This window comes from Fibrobacterota bacterium (genome assembly GCA_019509785.1).
GTDB lineage: Bacteria > Fibrobacterota > Fibrobacteria > UBA11236 > UBA11236 > Chersky-265.
In genome coordinates this window covers 84,745-103,300 of the sequence record JAEKLQ010000054.1, presented here as the reverse complement: position 1 = coordinate 103,300, position 18,556 = coordinate 84,745, and the positions used below count along the sequence as shown (strand labels likewise).

The 18,556-nt window shown below is 60.3% G+C and carries 17 protein-coding genes; 11 read left to right on the top strand and 6 right to left on the bottom strand.

The features are described 5' to 3' along the window. The first annotated feature begins 160 nt into the window (after nt 1-160). From JF616_16585 to JF616_16555, 7 genes are all read left to right on the top strand, one after another. Nucleotides 161-673 (top strand): hypothetical protein, encoded by a 513-nt coding sequence (locus JF616_16585; protein MBW8889374.1) that lies wholly within the window; start codon nt 161-163, stop codon nt 671-673. Then, entirely contained in the window at nt 670-1,050 is a 381-nt protein-coding gene (locus tag JF616_16580; GenBank protein MBW8889373.1) for a prepilin-type N-terminal cleavage/methylation domain-containing protein, read from the top strand. The genes JF616_16585 and JF616_16580 overlap by 4 nt, the downstream gene beginning before the upstream one ends. After that, on the top strand, nt 1,050-1,826 hold the full coding sequence (locus JF616_16575) for a prepilin-type N-terminal cleavage/methylation domain-containing protein (protein ID MBW8889372.1): 777 nt from the start codon (nt 1,050-1,052) through the stop codon (nt 1,824-1,826). The genes JF616_16580 and JF616_16575 overlap by 1 nt, the downstream gene beginning before the upstream one ends. Further along, nucleotides 1,823-3,361 (top strand): hypothetical protein, encoded by a 1,539-nt coding sequence (locus JF616_16570; protein MBW8889371.1) that lies wholly within the window; start codon nt 1,823-1,825, stop codon nt 3,359-3,361. Before JF616_16575 ends, JF616_16570 begins: the two co-directional genes overlap by 4 nt. Before the next feature lie 217 nt (nt 3,362-3,578). Beyond that, the gene (locus JF616_16565; protein MBW8889370.1) at nt 3,579-4,010 is read left to right on the top strand and encodes a prepilin-type N-terminal cleavage/methylation domain-containing protein; all 432 of its coding nucleotides are present in this window, start codon (nt 3,579-3,581) and stop codon (nt 4,008-4,010) included. Beyond that, entirely contained in the window at nt 4,007-4,750 is a 744-nt protein-coding gene (locus JF616_16560) for a prepilin-type N-terminal cleavage/methylation domain-containing protein (GenBank protein ID MBW8889369.1), read from the top strand. Before JF616_16565 ends, JF616_16560 begins: the two co-directional genes overlap by 4 nt. After that, nucleotides 4,747-5,604: a hypothetical protein gene (locus JF616_16555; GenBank protein MBW8889368.1), complete on the top strand. Its 858-nt coding sequence runs from the start codon at nt 4,747-4,749 to the stop codon at nt 5,602-5,604. Before JF616_16560 ends, JF616_16555 begins: the two co-directional genes overlap by 4 nt. A gap of 55 nt (nt 5,605-5,659) precedes the next feature. Here the strand turns inward: JF616_16555 and JF616_16550 are convergent, their stop codons facing one another. Together JF616_16550 and alr are read right to left on the bottom strand one after the other, a co-directional pair. Continuing rightward, the gene (locus JF616_16550; GenBank protein ID MBW8889367.1) at nt 5,660-6,142 is read right to left on the bottom strand and encodes a hypothetical protein; all 483 of its coding nucleotides are present in this window, start codon (nt 6,140-6,142) and stop codon (nt 5,660-5,662) included. A 25-nt stretch (nt 6,143-6,167) separates the two neighbouring features. After that, a complete protein-coding gene (alr, locus tag JF616_16545) occupies nt 6,168-7,259 on the bottom strand; it encodes an alanine racemase (protein MBW8889366.1) in 1,092 nt (363 codons plus the stop codon). 428 nt (nt 7,260-7,687) lie between these two features. On the opposite strand from alr, the gene JF616_16540 reads away from it, so the two are divergent. Together JF616_16540 and JF616_16535 are read left to right on the top strand one after the other, a co-directional pair. Next, nucleotides 7,688-8,569 (top strand): pentapeptide repeat-containing protein, encoded by an 882-nt coding sequence (locus JF616_16540; GenBank protein MBW8889365.1) that lies wholly within the window; start codon nt 7,688-7,690, stop codon nt 8,567-8,569. A gap of 572 nt (nt 8,570-9,141) precedes the next feature. Then, nucleotides 9,142-10,440 carry a pyridoxal phosphate-dependent aminotransferase gene (locus tag JF616_16535; GenBank protein MBW8889364.1) on the top strand — a complete coding sequence of 433 codons (1,299 nt, stop codon included), beginning with the start codon at nt 9,142-9,144 and terminating at the stop codon, nt 10,438-10,440. Nucleotides 10,441-10,522: 82 nt separating this feature from the next. Here JF616_16535 and JF616_16530 read toward each other — a convergent pair whose 3' ends face one another. Further along, the gene (locus tag JF616_16530; GenBank protein MBW8889363.1) at nt 10,523-11,548 is read right to left on the bottom strand and encodes a transglycosylase domain-containing protein; all 1,026 of its coding nucleotides are present in this window, start codon (nt 11,546-11,548) and stop codon (nt 10,523-10,525) included. Nucleotides 11,549-11,642: 94 nt separating this feature from the next. On the opposite strand from JF616_16530, the gene hisA reads away from it, so the two are divergent. Both hisA and JF616_16520 read left to right on the top strand, forming a co-directional pair. Beyond that, entirely contained in the window at nt 11,643-12,422 is a 780-nt protein-coding gene (gene hisA / locus JF616_16525) for a phosphoribosylformimino-5-aminoimidazole carboxamide ribotide isomerase (protein ID MBW8889362.1), read from the top strand. A gap of 10 nt (nt 12,423-12,432) precedes the next feature. Further along, nucleotides 12,433-13,383 (top strand): rhomboid family intramembrane serine protease, encoded by a 951-nt coding sequence (locus JF616_16520; GenBank protein MBW8889361.1) that lies wholly within the window; start codon nt 12,433-12,435, stop codon nt 13,381-13,383. A gap of 125 nt (nt 13,384-13,508) precedes the next feature. Here JF616_16520 and JF616_16515 read toward each other — a convergent pair whose 3' ends face one another. From JF616_16515 to JF616_16505, 3 genes are all read right to left on the bottom strand, one after another. Next, nucleotides 13,509-15,770, bottom strand: coding sequence for a hypothetical protein (locus JF616_16515; protein MBW8889360.1), 2,262 nt, complete (start codon nt 15,768-15,770; stop codon nt 13,509-13,511). Between the two features lie 238 nt (nt 15,771-16,008). After that, a complete protein-coding gene (gene pyrB / locus JF616_16510; GenBank protein ID MBW8889359.1) occupies nt 16,009-17,016 on the bottom strand; it encodes an aspartate carbamoyltransferase in 1,008 nt (335 codons plus the stop codon). 649 nt (nt 17,017-17,665) lie between these two features. Further along, entirely contained in the window at nt 17,666-18,394 is a 729-nt protein-coding gene (locus tag JF616_16505; protein MBW8889358.1) for a hypothetical protein, read from the bottom strand. Nucleotides 18,395-18,556: the final 162 nt, after the last annotated feature.

The window sequence follows — 18,556 nt, the reverse complement described above, 5'->3', positions numbered from 1 at the left end:
CGCCCTCGCGTTTCCCGATATTCCCCATTTTCCCTTCCGAAAAAACCCTAAGAACCCAGGATTTCCATGGGGGGAAAACTTCGACTGGAACTTCGAGCGCCCCTATAATCAAACCAACGCGATATCCGGGCATTTGGTCCCGGGATGCGAGGATGATCAAATGGCCAAGCCTTCTCGGGACACCGGACTCACGCTGATGCAAAGCAACCCGCCGCGCGAACTCCTGCTCGAGAAGATGCGCGGCAAGCTCGCGACCACGCGCAGCAAGGCCCAAGTCGCGACCGAGCATAATCGAGAAGTCCGCAAGCGTACAACCGCCAGTTGGACCTTGCGCGCGATCGCGCTGATCGCCCTATGCGCGCTCAACTATTTCATCATCGGGAACCACGACATGATCGCGGCGAAATTGCATAAGCCTGCGATCCCGACCTTGCCTTCCCCCGCCGAATCCGCCACCCCTGACCAACAGGCTCTCTATTATGTCTATGCCCTTTTCGATTATCCCAAGTTGAACGAGCGTTACGGGGTTTCCGGCTTTTACGCGGTGAACCAGGCGGACGCGAAACGGCGCATCGAAGCGTTGCTGCCGCAGGTCTCGGATCGGGCCTTGGGGGAAATCTCCCGGTACATGCCCATAGCTTTCAAAACGGTGAACTCGGAGATTTCCAAATGAAGGCCGGGCTTCGGAACGCGCAGTCCGGCTTCGGCTTGATCGAGATCATGATCTCCATCGTGGTTCTCGGGTTGGTGGGAGCCACGACTTTCTACTTCCTGCATTCCCAGAATACGAACACGGGCCTGGGCACCGATATCAGCAAGGGGATGTTCGTCGCGAAGTGCAAGCTCGATTCCCTGAGGGTGAATCGTTACGGAAGCCTGGCCACGGGATGCGATACCGTCAACAACCGATTCATCCGCCAGTGGTTCGTAACCACCGATTTGCTTGCCGATCGTAAAACGATCCAGTTACAGGTTTCCTGGCCCCTGAGCGCCCAGCACACCATCACCTTCAATACGATCGTCGGCGACGATCAGTACAAGGTCTACTAATGGAAACTAACTTCCGCATGAATCGCAACGGCGGCTTCACCCTCGTGGAAACCATGGTATCCGTGGTGGTGGGAGCCGTACTAATGGCATCCCTGTACCAACTCTGGACCGCCAACCAAAGGACCTCGTTGCGCCTGGGTAACAAGTCCGACTTCCGGAACCGGGCCACCTTGGCCACCACGCAAGTGAACCGCTCCGTCACCATGGCCGGTTACGGCATGTCGAAGATGGACGTGCTTTTCCGGAGCCGCACCGAAGCGACCGATACCTTGATCGTGTATTCCAATCCCGCCGATCGAAGGACGACGCTGCGGGATACCGCGCGCGTGGGGACGACAACCATCGTTATCGTCAATGACACGGGATTCTCGGTAGGGAGCCGCCTGGGGATCACCGACAGCATTCAACAAGAATACGCTTTGATATCGAACATCTCGGGCGATTCGACGCAGGGGTACACCCTAACGCTTAGCGGGCCGTTGCAGCATCGCTATAATCCCGGCACGCCCGACGTTTACCCCGTGCAAAGGGAGAAGTTCTACATCGATCACAACGCGGGCGCCTTGATCCGCCGCGTCGATCAGATGACGAACACCCTCGCCAGCGGCATGTCCGATTTCCGCATCGACCTCATGGACGCATCCGGCGCCCAGGCGACTTCGTATCGCCTGATCCGGGTCGTGACCTTCTCTATGACCGGAACCTATAAGGTGCCGGCCGGCAACTACAATACGATGCGCTTCTCTTCCACCGTGATCCCAAGGAACATCCTATGAAACGCATGGACTCGAAGCCTTTAAGCGCCACCAAAGTCCAACGTCAAGAAGGCGCGGCCGTCCTGCCTATCATCATCGGCATCGCCGTGGCGATCACCCTGATCCAGGTGCCGCTCCTTTTCAAGACCAAATCCGGCAATAAGTTTTCCGGATCCCAGAAATCCAACATATCGGCCAAGGAAATGGCGGAAGCCGGCATCGATGCGCTGATTTCGGATATCGGCAGAAAAGCCATTACCGTCGGCCCTGCCACGGATACCATGCCCTATGTCGGCGTCACTTTGGGACGGGGAGCGTTTTCGACCCGCGTCCAGACCTACCAGATGAATCCGTCCCGCGTGCGCGTCGTTTCCGCGGGAAGCGTCGGGAGCAATGCCCAATCCATCGAGGCCCGCATGGAAGTGGTCAAGACCGAAACCACCGTTCCTTTCGATACCCCCAAGATGTCTCTGTGGGGCATCCGCGGAACGCCTCCCGTCCTCTACTACCAATCGCTGGCCGAACACGATTCCGGCTGGGCCTGGATCCATCCCGAAGGCCAGGTAACCTTATCCGACGGCGGCCAGATCAACGTGGACGATTTCACCGTGGCGCCGAGCGGGATGATGTATTTCATTAACAACGTCGCCGGCAGCGTCAGCAAGCTCTACAAAATACGGCCCATCGATTTGGACAACAATCCGGCCACGCCTGTCAACGCCATCCTGGTCGGTCCGGTGATCAACACGGCCCAGCCCGATTCGACATTCGATGTGGGCGGCCCGCGGGAGTTGCACGGCCTGGTATTCGTCAGCCGCACCAACTCGGCGGCCAACGGGGTACTGTATGCGGTGACCTGGCAGAGCCTGAAGATATATGAGTTAAGCCTGCGGGACGGAAGCGCCTCCGAAGTGTCCACTCTCGTGCCGAAGAATCCAAGCGGACCCGGTTTCAACGTGGACGCGATCGCCGAGGATTTTTCCGGTACCTTCTACCTCATCCGTAACAGAAGTACGAATGATCATTCCGAGGTTTGGCGTTTCGATGAATTCGAAACCTCGCCGTCAAGTCCGCGCCGCGATACCTTGATTTTCACGGCCGATATCTCCAATCGCCCCGCGCGCGCTTTGGCGGGACATCCCAACGGCTACTTGTACGCGTTAGATGATCAAAAATGGTACAAGATTAATCCCAACCTAGCCAGCGTGAATAATAGGACAACGATCCTTTTCGCGGACAACTCCGCATACAAGGGCATGGGGTTCTTTTACGAACGCGAGGATCTGAAGTTTACCGGGAACGCCCTTCCCCACAAAATCAACATCTGCCATTACCCGCCCGGAAACTGCGCTAACGTCCAAACCATTCAGATCGACACCAACGCTTTGGCCGGGCACATGTCTCACGGAGGAACCTGCCCTCCCGACGTCGGAGGCTATTGTGGGGGAATCATCGGCTCGATCGTGGAGGTTCCCGATACGACCATCCAATTGCGGGTCATTTCCTGGCGCGAGCTCTCCGGCAACGCCCTTTCCGGCCAAAGCGTCGGCCACTAGCCATATTCATATATTCGCCGCGGGGAGCCGAAGGGCTCCCCTTTCCTCGTTTTAAACCTTCCCCGCTCCCCCTCCCCCCGTAACATTACCGTTACCTTACCTGATGCGCACGATCCGTGCGCGACCGGGGGGAGACGGTCCTTGCATCCTCTTCCCTTCCCCCCTATAATCTGCCTTACCGGTACCGCTGGGGGCGCCGGTTTTCCTTGGCGGGAATGTGGTCCAGCACGAAGCTCAAGCGGGAGGAGCGATCATTCCCCGCGGCCGGCGTCAAGCCGGTTTCAGCCTGATCGAAATCCTGGTTTCGGCCGCCGTCACCGGCGTGGTCGCGACTTCGGCATTCTATTTCCTTTCCTCGCAAAATACCATGAGCGCAAGAGGCAATGACCTCATGCGCGGCGTCAATCTTGGCAAGCTCAAGATGGATTCCCTGAAAGTGGTCGCCTACGATTCCCTTTCCGCGGGAACGGATACCGTTACCGATCGCTACGTGCGCTCGTGGCACATCGGGGTGATGCGCGATGGCGCGGGCGTTCCGAACGGAAGGAAGACCATAGAGCTCACCGTATTCTGGCCCCTCACGGGAGAGCAGATGGTTTCCTTCGCCTCCCTGAAGAGCGACGACAAATTCAAGGAGGCCTCGCCGTGAGCCGACAGCGCGGATTCACCCTCATCGAAACCGTGGTGAGCATGGTCATCGGCGCCATCATCATGGCAGCGGGTTATGCGCTTTGGAGAACCCATCAAGTCGAAAGCATGCGGTTGTCCAAGAAGATCGAGCTGCGCAACAAGCTGACCCTTTCCTCCAAGCAGTTGCAACGGGCGGTAACCTTGGCGGGACTCGGCCTTTCCGGCGCCGCCAACCTCGCCAAGCAAGATGCGGTGGGTAGCGACACGCTAATCATCTACACCAACCCCACGGAGGCCAAGGCAAGCCTGGTTATCGCGGCCGATCACCATGTGGCGGCCATCCAAGTCGATGCGCCCACGCTCTTCGCGGCCGGCGGCTACGTGGCATTGGCTTGCGCGGGCAGCGCCGAATTACGCCGCGTCGTTGGCGTCGACGGCTCCACCTTGAGCCTCGATTCGGCTTTCGCCAACGATTACCCGATCGCCGGGACCGTTGACATGCCGGCCCGCCGCGAACGCTTCTATTCCCAGCAAGACAGTTCCGCGCTCGTCCACGAAATCGCCGACGTCCATCGCATCATCGCCACCGACGTGAAAAATTTCCAGGTCTCCTTCGCGGACAAGCAAGGGAACTCCACCGAAGTTCCCGCGCATGTCCGCACCGTGCGCTTCTCCCTGACGGGCATATTCCCGGCCCGCGAAGGGGCCATCAACAGCATCATCCTTTCCTCCACCGCCATTCCGAGGAACACCTTATGAACCGCGTTCCGATCCCTTCACCCGAATTCCGTTCCCAGGCCGGCGGCGGGATGCTCACCATCGTGGCGACCTTGGGCGTATTGCTGGTCCTGGCGCAAGGCACCATCTACTACAAGGCGAAAGGGAGCGCGAAATTCCTCGGGAGCGAAAAGTCCAAGGTATTGGCCCAGCAAATCTCGGAAGCCGGTGTGGAGGACAACATCGCCGACATGGGCCGGCATTTCTTGAAAATCCATTCCGGAATGCCGGAAACGGTGACTTATTCCGGCAAACCTTTCGGCGGAGGAGCTTATACTACGCGATTGGTCCCGGTAGCGACCGGCGCGGATGCGGATACGGTGGACCTTTTCTCTACCGGAACCGTGGGAAAGGGTTCCCAAACGGTGCAAGCGCGCATGAAGCTGCGGAAGATAATGGATACGACGCGCACGCCAATTGCCATCGTGAAACCCGATACCGCCTACACCTATATTCCCCATAGCCTCGCCGATACCGCGAGGGATACGACCATCCAGGACCCAAACACGATGCCCCAGCTGGATAAGACGCCGGCGTACTCCGCATGTATGGCCAGTTCTGCCAAGAAATGCGATATATGCCATCTTCCGAGCGGCGACGTGACCAAGGCTAACGTCATTTCAGTCAGTAAATCCGCCATCAGCACGCATATCAGCCATCATGGCGATTACGTTTCCACCGATAACACTTGCGATCTCTACAAGCCCAAGGTGAATCTGACCATCACCCACCATACGGTCATCGATACGACGCGAAACATCACGGACAAAACCACCTACGAAACCGCCGTGGTCATCGATACGACGGTGAAGGTCCAGATATTGTCCTGGCGGTAAGCCGCTACCGCGGTTACGCGCCCGGCTAGGGCAGCCGGGAGGCGTGGCCCTCCGCTTATAGCGGGGGATCGGTTTTGAAAGTCGGATCCCAATAGATGGTGTGAGTGTCCGAGGTGAGGATGAGCGAATAGTCCCCGTCCTTTTCGAAGATGGCCTTCACCCATTCGTCCGCCCCGCCCGCTCGCAGGGCAGTGATCTCCTGGGCGCCGTTCTCGTAGGCCAACTTCCAGGTCCCGGCGGGAACCTTGAATGTGCCGGTTGCTCCGATCCCCACTCCCCCGATGACCTGAGAGTTGGCGGCCGTGGTAAAGTCGGTGGAAGCTCCCGGGAACAATAAGAAGACCAGGGAGTCGGCGTCGACGTCGATTTTGTTGGTGATCCGCAAGGTGGCGGTGGCCGCGGAGTCCTTGGGCGTAGGGGTCGTGTTCACATCGCTCAAATCGACCGGTTTGCAAGCCGTAAGGCCTCCGAAAACGGCGAAGATCGCCAGCGGTGCGAAAGCGATGGCGGAGCGGAAGAGGGGGCGGGTCGAAAGCATGGGAACCTCCCCCGCCATGATACCACTACCGATATACCCTTTCCACCCGTTTGCCCAGGGAGCAGATGATCTCGTAAGGATGGGTCTGCTTGATGCGGGCCCAATCCTCGATGGTGATTTGGCGCCTGCCAGAACGGCCGACCAGAACCACTTCGTCCCCCATCCTCGCCGCCGGGCAACCGTTCAGGTTCACCGTCAGGTAATCCATGGAAATCCGCCCGATGATGGGGCATGCCTTACCCCGGATGAGCACCTCGCCGGAATTGCTGGCCGCCAAGGGCACGCCGTCGGCGTAACCCGCCGGTACCGTCCCAACCCAGGTGTCATGGAACAGGGTATGCGTTCCGCCATACCCGATGGTGAACCCGGCCGGCAGCCGCCGTCTGGCCAGGAGGGTGGTCTTGAGGGACAAGGTCGGCGCCAGGTGATAGCTGCGCAGCCCGCTGAGATCGAATACGCCGTAAAGGTTGATGCCGGTGCGGACCATGTTGAAGTACGCTTCCGGGAAATTATTGATGCCGTCCGAGTTGGCCATGTGTACCAAAGGGAACGTGAGGCCGGCCGATCCCAGCCGGTCCAGTAAATCCCGGAACAAGGTTATCTGCTCTCGGGACTTGCCATGCATGGGATTGTTGGCATTGGGGAAATGGGAATAGATTCCCTCGAACTCCAGACCGGGCAATTTACGCGCGGCCAGGATCTCTTCATAGGCGCGGAAATGGGGAAAGCCCAAGCGCCCCATGCCGGTATCGACCTTAATGTGTACCTTCACCCGCCGGTCCTGGCGGCGGGCTTCCCGGGAAAGGGCGCGGGCCGTCTCCAGGTCGGGAACCGGACAAACCACCCCCAATTGCACGCAAAGAGGGATCTCGGAAGCGAGAATCCCCCCGATGATTTGAACCGGAACCGGGAATCGTCCGACTAATTGGGCCGCTTCCTTGACCTCGGCCACTCCTAAGCGATCGGCGCCGGCGGCCACCAATGCTTCGGCCACCGGCAGCGCGCCCAGGCCGTACGCATCGGCCTTTAATACGGCCATCACGAGGGCAGGACGTACCGATTTCCGGATCTGGCCGAAGTTACGGCGGATGGCCTTGAGATCGACTTCCAGGCTCACGCGGGAAGGATATACGGGGGAAGCCGGGGTATTAGGCAATGCGCGGCCCGGGGGCGGAAACAGTTCCGGAATTCATGGCGGAAAGCAAATTTAACATTAAATTTAGACCGGGCTTCCCTTCGCACGGACGGCGTGCCCCCGGTCCCACCTCTTCTTTGAAAGCAGGATTATGCGCAGATTGAGTTCCCTGTTTGTACTGGTCGGTATCGCTTCGTATTCGCCTTCGGTTCTGGCCGCCGAGACGCATAAAGGAGAAGACCTGTCCAACCGGTCTTTCAGCGGCAAGGATCTGACCAACGCGGAATTCAAGAATTGCACCCTGGACGGAGCCCGCTTCAACCAGACCATCGGGGCCATCGGCGATGCAGATTTCCGACGGGGATTTCCGGGAAACCCGTTTCCCCCAGGCCGATTTCCGCAATTCCGATTTGCGGGACGCCAATTTCAAAAAGGCCGCGCTGGAAACCGTGAATTTCCAGAATGCCGTCCTTTTGGACGCCACCTTCGCCGGCGCAAATATGCCCAAGGCCAATTTCGTCGAGGCCAAGTTCAATGAGAAGGCGGACTTCTCCAAGGCCAACCTGGCCGGGGCCAACTTCAAGAACAACAGCCTGGAAAAATCCGACTTCTCCAAAGCCGATCTGTCTGGCGCCGTTTTCAACGGTGTCAAATTCGAAGGCGCCGATTTCAGCGATGCCACCGTGGCCAACATCAATCTGGCCGAATCCAATCTCACCGGGGCCGATCTCGACCACCTCCATTTCACCAACGCCAATATTTCCAACACCGCCTTGGTCGAGACCAACCTGAAGGGATCGCAATTCTCGGACTCCAAGTTCGATAAGGCCGAATTCCAATTCACCAAGATGGGAGGCGCGTCCTTCGATCGCTGCACCTTCAACAATACTTCCTTCTATCGCACCGATTTGGGCGACGTGAATTTCTCCAACTCCGCCATGACCGGGGTGGTGTTCGACCTGAAGGGCATGGACGGCGCCAAATTCCACGGCGCCCAACTGGAACGGGCCAAATTCACAGTCGATAAGATCAGCAAGGTCGATTTCAGCGGAGCCAAACTGAAATTCGCCGATTTCTCGGGCGCCCAACTTTTCAACTGCGACTTCAGCGGAGCGGACCTTTCCAACGCGCGTTTCGACAACGCCTTCATCACGGGCTGCGATTTCTCGGGGGCGAATCTTTCGACTGTTTTCTGGGATGCGGACAATTTGAAGAAGAATCTCTTCGATTCGCAGACGCGGTTTCCGCGGTCGTACACTCCGAATCCTTCGCAGATGCGGGCGCACAAGTAGCGTAACGCTGGGCGCGGGGGCGGGCGGGTCTGGGGCCTCAGCTATGCTTCGCGTGGGCCCATCGCCTCCCTAAGATTTGTCTCGCTCGCGGCCCTGGACTTTTGCTCCGGGGGGGACGACTACGGGCCACGTCCCCGACCGACACACTCTTTTCGAATAGCCCGCCTTCCAAACCCCGCCCGGTTCGCGCCCGTCGAATCCGGCATCTCGCGGCGGAAAAGACAGGGGCTCTCATCGTCGCGCGCGCCTCCCGTAAGTTCCAACGACCCTTGCGCGACGCGCGTGATTGTGATCAAGCGGCGAGCGTGAAGTCCCGGGGCGGCTGACTTGGGCTGAATTTGCGAGGCAGCCGAGGCGGCGGGCGCCTGGTCGGCGGAGCCCTCTTCAAATGGGCCCCGCCGACCGAAGGCATGGGTCCATCGAGGCGCCCGCCGCATCGACCCCACCCAAGCGAGCCTTAAGACCCGCCGAGCAAGCTGAGGCCCAAGGCAGACGCACCGGGACGGCCCGCATCCCCGCATTGAATCGCATCAACCGCGCCGAATCGCCCGAAAATGTTAATATTGAAAACTATGAGACGCGAGATATTGCACCAAGGCGCCGGCGAACTGGTCTACGAGATCCGTGAAATCGTCAAGAAGGCGCAGCTTTTCCAAAAACTGGGCGTTGAGATATTCTGGGAAAACATCGGCGACCCGGTCGCCAAGGGAACCCCCATCCCTACTTGGATGAAGGCCATCGTCGCATCCCTCGCGCAGGAAAACCTGTCTTACGCTTACTGCCCCACCAAGGGCGTTCCGGAAACCCGCCAATACCTGGCCCAGAAGAACAATGCCTTGGGCGGCGTGCAGATTACCCCGGAAGATATCTTGTTCTGCAACGGCTTGGGCGACGCCATCTCCAAGGTGTATCAGTACCTGGATCCCGGCGCGCGCGTCATCGGGCCGTCCCCGGGCTATTCGACCCACTCCTCCGCCGAAGGCGGGCATGCCAGCCAGCCTCCCATCACCTACCGCCTCGTCCCCGAGAACCATTGGTTCCCAGACATGGACGAGTTGCGCAACAAGATCAAGTACAATCCCAACATCGTCGGCATCCTCATCATCAATCCGGACAATCCCACGGGAATGGTGTATCCGGAATGGTACCTGCGCGAAGTCGTCTCCTTATGCCGGGAGCACGACCTGTTCATCATCGCCGACGAAATCTATACCCACATCACCTACAACGGCGTGAAGGCCATCCCTTTGGCCCAGGTGATCGGGGACGTTTGCGGCATCTCCATGAAGGGCATTTCCAAAGAGTTGCCCTGGCCCGGTTCCCGCTGCGGCTGGCTGGAATTCTATAACACCCAGCGCGACCCCGAATTCGGCAAGCTGGTCAAGGCCATCGAGGATGCCAAGATGCTGGAGGTATGCTCCACCACCTTGCCCCAGATGGCCATTCCCCTTATCCTGTCGCATCCCGAATTCCCCGCCCATCGCGAAGCCCTCAACCTGGCCATCCAGAAGCGGGGCGACGTGGTCTACGAGACCCTGAAGGACGTGGACGGCCTCCTCGTCAACAAGACGTTCGGCGCGTTCTACACTTCGATCATCTTCAAGAAGGGGATGCTCAAGACCACGCAAAAGCTGAAGGTGGCCAACCCCGAAGCGCGCGCCTTGGTGGAGAAGATGGTCGAAGGCGTTCCCCTCGATAAGCGCTTCGTCTATTACGTGCTGGCAGCGACGGGCATCTGCGTGGTGCCGATCTCTTCGTTCTGTTCCGATCTGCACGGGTTCCGCGTGACCTTGCTGGAAGAGAATCCGGAGAAAATGGCCTGGATGTATAAGAAGCTGCGCGCGGCCATCGAGGAATATCTCGCATCCTGAGGGCCGATAAGGCCACCGGATGGGCCCGATGCGCCCTCGTCCGGGGAGATGCAACCCACGTCAGGCCGCGGCCGACCGGCAATTAGAAGGTATGGCGATTTAGGATAGCCCGCGCCCGGGCGGTCGCATCCCCTTCCCCGGACGGCTTATCATCCGGATCCGTATCCACGCCCGTGTCGATCAAAGGTTTCGTCCTTAGCGACTTCCACTTCTCTTCGGATAGCTGCTCAGCCAAGCGGGCCAAGGCCGTGTCACGGGTCGCCACCTGGGTCGAATCCATGTCGGCACGCAACAGACCGCGATACGTCGCATAATTCCGGACCACCAATCGCTTGTGCGCCAGGAAGGCGCCGTTCGGCTTTCTCGGGTTCCATTTCGTCGGGGCCGGCAGCAGGCAGACCAGGTTGATCGCCTCTTCGGGAGTCAGGTCCTTCGGTTCCTTCTTCATCCAGTAACGCGCGCCTTCGCGTACGCCGAACACGCCATCGCCGAATTGGGCCACGTTCAGGTAGGACTCCAGGATGCGATCCTTGGGGACGAAATGCTCCAACTCCAAGGTAATGGCGGCTTCCCGCAGCTTGCGGCTTATCTCCTTGTCCCGGGTCAGGAAAAGGTTCTTCGCCACTTGCTGGGTGATGGTGCTGGCGCCGCGGGCCTTCTTGCCGGCCTGATGGTTGGCCACGATGGCGTATTCGATTTCCTCGATGTCGAAACCCTGATGCTCGTAGAACTTGGCATCCTCGGCGATGAGGGCGGCCTCCTTCAAGGTCCGCGGCATGGAATCGAGCGGGATCCAGGACCACCGGATCAGGGTATCCGGGATAGGCTTGCCGATCGCCTTCAGGCTATCGGTCAGGCGGGCGCGTTCCGTTTCGATAAAGGCGGTGGTCTTGGGATTTTCGCGCACCAGTTGGCGGATCTCCCACACGTAAAAGTATTCCCCGAACCTCAGAACGCCGTAAAGCAGCGCGATCAACGCTACCCCGAGTACCACTTGGTAAGCGGTCCAGATGATGAACCAAAGCGTCCGCAAGGCCATCCAACCCACATGGAGGGTCGCTTTGGAAATCTCAAACCATTTAGGATTCAGCTTAGCCTTATCGGCCATGTCCCGGACCTTTTCGCGCGCATATCCCGCCGCGCGGTAGGATTTTGCAAGATGGAAAAGTCAAACTAATATTCCCCGAGGGGGATTACCAGCAATGACCGCCTTCCGCCCCTGCATCGACCTGCATCAGGGAAAAGTAAAGCAAATCATCGGCGGCACCTTGACGGATGCCGGCTTAGGGCTCGAGACCAACTTCGTCTCGCCCCATGGCGCGGCATGGTTCGCCGATCTCTATCGCCGCGACGGCCTCACCGGCGGCCATATCATCATGCTGGGCTCGGGCAATGACGACGAGGCCCGCAAGGCTCTGGCCGCTTGGCCGGGGGGCATGCAGATCGGGGGCGGGCTGGACGAGACCAACGCCGTCGCATGGCTGGACGCGGGCGCCAGCCACGTCATCGTGACTTCGTGGCTTTTCCCGGAAGGATTGCTTTCCTTGGACCGGTTGCGCCGGCTTTCGGGCCTGGTCGGCAAAGCAAGGCTGGTCGCGGACCTGAGCTGCCGCCGCCGGGGCGAGGCCTGGTACGTCGCCACCAACCGCTGGCAAACCGTAACCGAGGTCCGCATCGACGAGGCGCTGCTGGCCTCGCTCTCCCGCCACTGCGCCGAATTCCTCATCCACGCCGCCGACGTGGAAGGCAAGCAACAAGGCATGGATTGGCAACTGGTGGACCTCTTGGCACGCATCTCCCCCCTTCCCTGCACCTATGCCGGCGGCGCGCGCGACCTCTCCGATCTGGAGCGGCTGGATCGCGAAAGCCAGGGGCGCCTGGATTTGTCCATCGGCAGCGCCCTGGACATTTTCGGGGGGAAACTCGTACGTTACGCGGATTGCGCCGACTGGAACCGGGGCCATCGCGGAACCGGGAACTGAACCCGCGGGAATGGAAGACCTAGAACCGTTCGATCCCTTCCGGCCGCCCCGGCGCGAGCTGGCCCGCAGCCCATGTAAGCAGGATATCCTGGATATCTCCCTGGTATTGGCCTCGCAGAGCGTCAAGCATTGGATGGAATTCCACGGGGACGAGTGGAGCCTTAGCGTGGATGAGCGCGATGCGGAACCCGCCGCGGCGCTCATCGAAACCTGGCGCCAGGAGAATGAAGGCTTTACGGAGGCCCCCCCGGAGGACTTCGATCTCGACTTGTTGGTGGCCCCGCTTTTATTCCTGGCCATCCCCGTGGCGGCCTATTTCCTGGTCGGCTTCTCGCCTTGGGCCGAGTGGCTCAAGACCCGCGGCGAAGCCGATGCGGCGCGCATCCTGGCGGGCGAATGGTGGCGCTGCCTTACGGCCGCCACCCTCCATGCCGACGACGCCCATCTTCTAAGCAATCTGGTCTCGGGCTATTTCATCCTCAACCTATTGAACCATCGGCTCGGCATCGGCACGCTCATGCTGCTTTCCACCCTGGCCGCCGGCGTCGATAATTTCCTGGTGGCTCTGGCCACCGGGCCCGGGCACGTCTCCCTCGGCTATTCTTCCGTGGTCTTCTGCGCCTTGGGCCTCTTGGCGGGGGTGGAAACCTGGAACCTCTGGCGTCGGCGGCGCGATCACGCGGTCCGCCAAGGCAAACGCCCCGGCGACGGGGCCATCCGCTTCGCGCAATTGCGGCGCCTGTCCCCCCTCATTTCCGCGCTGTTCGTGGCGGTGCTGGTGGGCATCGGCGAGGGCGTGGACGTGAAAGCGCATTTCTACGGATTCGGGCTGGGTGCGGCCCTGGGTCTGGTAACGCCGCTGTTACCCCGGCGCCTCGCGCGCCCCGGGGCCCAGGCCGGGCTGGCAATCGCCACCTTCGCCCTCTACGCTTGCGGCTGGATCCTCGCCATCCGCGAGTAAGCTTAAGAGTCCCTCGCTAAAACCAAGCGGCGGCCCCCTATGGAACCGCCGCCCCCCTCCGCCGGCGGCCGAGAATTGCCGTCGGCGGGCCCCTCTGGCTCCCCCCAGGAGCGCATCAGGATTCCTTAGAGTACGATGCGCTTCGCCATCCGCATTCCCGCGATACGCACCTTCAGTAGGTATAAGCCGGATCGCAGCCCCGGCGTGGTCAAGCGAAATGCTCCGGACTCCGAGCGCGTCGACCAGGACCCGGCCCGCTTTCCTTCCATGTCGAACAACTCGACGGCTACGTCCAGTCCCGAAGAAAGACCGGGAATGCGGATGATCAGGCCGGCCAAGGTCCGTTCCAAGGTCCAGCGGGCGGGATCCGCCAGCCGCGCCAAATCCGATCGCGCGGCGATGCCGGTGTTCGGGGCGTCCCCGGGCTTGTAATTGGGCAACACGTCGACGAGCTGCGCCGGGACCACGCGCGGCACGCCGGTATCGGCATAGGTACTGGCGTTCTTTAAGGAGTCTTTGGCCACGCCGATCAGGCTGGCCCAACGATCCACGAAGCCATACACCGGGCCCAAAGGGGGCTCCTGGCGGTTCTCGGAAAACGGCGATTCCGATCCCGCCCACAGCACCGCGATAGAAGTATCCTCGGGGCCGCCTATCTGTTGCGGCAAGGACTTGGTCGAACCGATCCGTTTGCCCGCCGCATCGAAAGCCTCCCACTCCAGGCTATCCTGCCAGACCCGGTCCGATTTGCCGTGGAAGGTCAAGGTGCCGCAGGACAAGGACAATCCGCCTTCGCAACGGATCGGGAAATCGTAGGACTTGCCCTCGTTCCGCACCACCACGTTCAGGTTCAAGGCATCGAAGCCGGGAAGCGGGCCATACCCGGTAGAGATCTGCGGTCCCAACGCCGGATGATCGCGATGCGCCGTCCAGGCGTCGAATCCCGCCTGGGAGAAGGCGGAACCGGAGAAGGTGCCCACGGACACGGGCACGTCCGCGAAGGCGGAGTCGAAGAACGCGTTGGCCTCCGTATCGCTGGTTTCATTTTCGGGCCCGGTCGATACCAAGATCAAATGCCGCACCACTCCGGTGGCCGGGGAGTACAAGCTCTTGACCAGCTTGATGTTCTGGTAGAAGCGATCCTTGCTGGCGCGGACGGTCGCTTTCAGGTCGCCGGGTTTCGGCTGCGAATCCGGCTTCATGCTGCGCGCGAAATCGGCGACGTAATTGCCTTGCAAATGATTCAGGTAATCGAGGGCCGATTGGTATTCCGCCTCCCCGCGGGAAGCCACCTTGAAGGCCTTCGGATCCCCTCGTCCATCGTCGTGGAGCAACCCGATCTTATTGCCCATTCCCCCCATCTGGCTGAACAGGTCCAACAAGCCGGCGGCTTGCGACTGGGCTTGGTAGATGTATCCGTAATCCGCATAGCCGTACTGGTTATCCAACATCCAGAGCGCGGGCGAGTGCCATTTCCAATACACCGCCACCTCCACCCTGCGCCCCATGCCGGCCAGCACCTCGTCGGTCACGCCCGCATACAGGTTTAGGTACTGGCCCTGCATCTGGCCAGACCCGATGGAGGTCCGTACCGCGACCTGGCGCTTCGCATCGGCCGGCAAAAGGCGCACCCCCGGCTGGTAATTCCAACCATAATAATTGGTCGTTTGGCCGCTCAAGTCCGAAGCATGCATCAAGCGGGTGCGCGGCAGGCCTAAGGTCGCGCGGGAACCGTCCTGCAAGCTGAGCACGGCCTGGCTGACCCCGGCGCCTTCGAAGGAGACCGAGATCAGGGAAGTGTAAGCGGGGAAAAGCGATGCCACCGCGGTTTGCAGGCCCATCTCCAGCCCCTCCGCCCCGATCACAGGCGGCAATTGATAACGCAGACGGAAATGCCGCGACTTGGAAATCTCCGCCGGATACAGATGGATCTGGTAAGACGTGGCGGAAAGCATTTCCAAAAGGATGGGATCGCGCGGCCGCGGCGGGGGAAGGGAATTCCGGTCCACCGCGCTCTGATAGGCGCTATCCGCTTTGGCCTTATCGAGCAAACGGGCTTGCAGCACCTTATCCCCGTCCCACAACAACGCACCCGTTATGGCGGCGCCGGCCGGCAGATTGAAAGCGCCGAGTATTTCCAAGGTCTTCGCGTCCGCGCCCCCGGGAACCGAACCCACCGGGGCGATATCCAAATCCTCTTCGACCTCCAGCCAAGCCGGATGCACCATCACCCGGATCGCGGCGCTCGTCAGCTCGCAACTTCCCGATACCCATGACGAATCCGTGCTATGCGCGCTCTGCCAGGACGCCTGGGCCCACGCCCCCGCCGACAAGGCGAGCGCCATCCCGGCGGCCCGCGTCATCCACTTCACCCCTATCGCCATCATAGTTCGTCCCCTTCCCGGCCGATGCCTGGAGATGTCCTGTTGTCGGTTACGCAAAGCCCGTGCCGATGCGCGAGCAACCGGATACGGTCGAATCGAAGCTGGATCGGGCGATCAGGAAGGTAGGAAAAGCGCCAATAATCGGGGTCGATTAATCCCTGACCCCGGGACATTCAGGAATTGAGCGGTTCGCGGGAAACCGGTCCCGCTATCGGGACCGGCCTCGTAGAGTCCCTAACTCTTAATCGAGCAAATGCCCGTGCATGACCAGATGGTCCACCTTGAAAAGCTTTACGAAAAGGGCCACCCGCATCCACATCCCGTTCCGTTCCTGGCGCCAATACTTGGCCCGGAAATCCGCGTCCACGTCAGGATGGATCTCGTCCCGCCGCGGCAGCGGATGCATGATGACGCCGGTGGGCTTCATCAGCTTCAGATGCTCCACGCCGAACTTGAAGGGGGAGATATCCACACGTTTGGACTCCCCGGCCTGATCATGCTCGTCCTGAATGCGGGTGATGTAGATGGCATCCAGTTCCGGCAGCACGGCCTTCAAGTCCTTCGTCTCGTGGAACTCCACCCCGTGCCCGGCCAGGCTCTTCTTGATATCCTCGCCCATCGCGAAGTCGTCCGGCGCGATGAACACCAGGCGCACGTTGCGGTAATTCTTCATCAGGTAGCACAGCGAACGGACCGTGCGCCCGCGCCGCAGATCGCCCATCATCCCCAGGGTCTTGCCGTCGATGCCGCCCATCTCCTTGAAGCTGCGCTCCAGGGTGTAGATGTCCAACAAAGCCTGGGTGGGATGCTGGTCCTTGCCGCTGCCCGCGTTCACGATGGGCACGCGCCGTTGGATGGTGTCGAAAAGGCTGGCCGCCGACTCCGCCAAGCCCTCCTCCTTGGTGCGCATCACCACCACGTCCACGTAGGAGCTGAAGGTGCGCAGGCTGTCCAGCAGGCTTTCGCCTTTCACCTCCGAAGAAGTGGAGGAGTCGCGGATTTCGCTCGTCTGGATCCCCAGGATCTGGCAGGCGTTGTTGAAGGAAAGGAAGGTGCGCGTGGAAGGCTGGGTGAAGTAAAGCATTGCGCGCTTATGGGCGAGCAGCCCGCGCAGATAAAGCAGGCCTTCTTTGGTCTTGGCGAACTTGCGGATGGCGGTGGTGAGTTCGCACAATTCATCGAGGATGGCGCGATCGAATTGCTGGGTCTTGAGGATGTGGAAGAACTCGGGCTTGGGGCGGTGTTCCATGGCGCGAAAGATAGCAATGGGCGCGCCGGTCGCACTCTAAAGTTGCGCTCGCGCGTGCGGGTCGCGAGCGCGGCTGTGCTGTTAGGTTGGCCGGTCTGCGGGGGTTCCGGGCCGGCTCGGATATTCGCTTTCGGTGCTGCGGGGTCTTTCCGCGGTTCCGGGATGGGAGCGCCCGCAAATAGACTACATGGGTCTTAGCAAGCTTGCGGGCTAGCGGCTCCCTGGGGCGATACCCATCCCGGAACCTTGACGCTCATAACTCTCCGGCCCGGAACCCCCGCAGCCCGTCCATCCCCCGGCGGACCGCCGCGATCGCGACCCGGTTGGTCTCGACCGCATTCCGTTTCCTCCCGGCCTGCCCTTTACAATCGCGCGTTCGAAGAATTCCTGCGACGAGGCCCAGGTATAGGGAATAAACTGGGACAACACAGTGTATGGACAATCATTGTCAATACACTGTCTATATCGCATTCCTGCACGATGGGCCGCCACGATCGCGTCCCGGTTCGGCGTCTCCCTGTAGGCGCGAGTGCGGGCCGGTCGAATCTTTGCCGACCTGCCCCGAATGCATCGCGGGTTCGAATTTCCGACCTTTGCATTGGGTCGTCCCGAAGGCCTCGTAACGGATGCTATCGAAAAGGACCAGCGGTCATCGCGCCCTTAGGAAGGCAAGTATCATTCGGTTCTCCCCGGGCGTAACTTCCTGGCAATACGTAGGCCCCAGGGGACCGGTTTTGCCGTTGACGGTCATCGATTCGATCCCCATGGTGGAAGAGAGGCAAACCTGGAACCGATCTTGCCCGATCTCGGAAGAATCCCGCGAGTCCTGGAATCCCCAAAGGTTCTTGAACAAGATGGACGCGGAAATGGAGTTCCCCGATCGGTTCATCATTAAATCCTGCCCCCAACTCCGATAGCCGTCCTCGGAGAATGTCAGCCCATCGAATGCGGTGTTCGGCGCCACCTGGATCGCGATGGCGATGCCTTCGGGGATGGAATCGATCCGGATGATCGGCGCCTTGATGCTATCGTACCGGAATGCGATGTCCCAGCTCCGTACGGGAAGGGAATCCTTACGGAGTTCTACGAGGTAGGACGTATCGTTCGCGTTCCCGGATAGGCCTACGCTGCGCGCTACTGAATAGGTCGGGCAGGCGTCCCCGCCCCCGCCCTGCCAGGAAATCGGCGGAATGTTGACGCGATTCCCGTTCAGGAACAAGCCTAGCCCGTTCGAATCCAGATCGGAGGTGGCGTTGGAGGAATCCCGCCCGGATACCCGGAACTCGAGCGACCGGTATACGGCTGTCTCCGTTCCACTGTTCCGGGCATAATGGATCGTGTGGGAGAATGGAACAAGTACGAGGGAATCGACGTCCAAATTCCTGGCCTTGGGTCCGGCCGTATCGCATGGAGAAGTCCCATTCAAATTGCATGAGCCCAGCAAGAAAGGCAACGGAAGGATGCCAAAGAAGGCCAGGCGGGAGAAAATCGTACCGCGAAACACGGATCCATAATAAGTCCGACTAGCCAAAAAAAGAAG